Raw genomic sequence first — 1034 nt, forward strand, 5'->3', positions numbered from 1 at the left:
GGTGGAGCCAATCTTGAAATACCACCCTGGTCATGTTGGGGTTCTAACTCAGGTATAACAATACCGAGGACAATGTATGGTGGGTAGTTTGACTGGGGCGGTCTCCTCCTAAAGAGTAACGGAGGAGTACGAAGGTGCGCTCAGACCGGTCGGAAATCGGTCGTAGAGTATAAAGGCAAAAGCGCGCTTAACTGCGAGACCCACAAGTCGAGCAGGTACGAAAGTAGGTCTTAGTGATCCGGTGGTTCTGTATGGAAGGGCCATCGCTCAACGGATAAAAGGTACTCTGGGGATAACAGGCTGATACCGCCCAAGAGTTCATATCGACGGCGGTGTTTGGCACCTCGATGTCGGCTCATCTCATCCTAGGGCTGAAGCAGGTCCTAAGGGTATGGCTGTTCGCCATTTAAAGAGGTACGCGAGCTGGGTTTAGAACGTCGTGAGACAGTTCGGTCCCTATCTACCGTGGGCGTTGGAAATTTGAGAGGATCTGCTCCTAGTACGAGAGGACCAGAGTGGACGAACCTCTGGTGTTCGGGTTGTCACGCCAGTGGCATTGCCCGGTAGCTACGTTCGGATGGGATAACCGCTGAAAGCATCTAAGCGGGAAGCCCACCTCAAGATTAGATTTCCCTAAAGAGCCGTTCAAGACTAGGACGTTGATAGGCAGGGTGTGGAAGCGCAGCGATGCGTGTAGCTAACCTGTACTAATTGCTCGTTTGGCTTGACCATACAACACCCAAGTGGTTTGTATACAAGTCTAATTAATCTATCTTGTATAGCTCAGGCTATAGAATAAAGAAAGAATATTTCGATATCACCTTTAACCTTGATTCAGTTAGGTTACAAGTTGATCGACCATAAACTAAACATTTATAGTCAAACAATAAAAACAACAGACTCATATCTAACCCCCTTTGCTGACGACAATAGCGCGATGGCCCCACCTGATCCCTTCCCGAACTCAGAAGTGAAACATCGTAGCGCCAATGGTAGTGTGGTTCGCCCATGTGAGAGTAGGTCATCGTCAGCTC

2 rRNA genes are annotated in these 1034 nt (G+C 48.9%); both read left to right on the forward strand.

The features are described 5' to 3' along the window. Positions 1-732, forward strand: a 23S ribosomal RNA gene (locus JMX63_RS14370); the annotation flags it as partial. 187 nt (positions 733-919) lie between these two features. Then, positions 920-1033: ribosomal RNA gene (gene rrf / locus JMX63_RS14375) — 5S ribosomal RNA — on the forward strand. Position 1034: the final 1 nt, after the last annotated feature.

Origin of the sequence: Psychrobacter nivimaris, from assembly GCF_904846365.1 — a bacterium.
In the GTDB taxonomy this organism is placed as follows: Bacteria; Pseudomonadota; Gammaproteobacteria; order Pseudomonadales; family Moraxellaceae; genus Psychrobacter; species Psychrobacter nivimaris_B.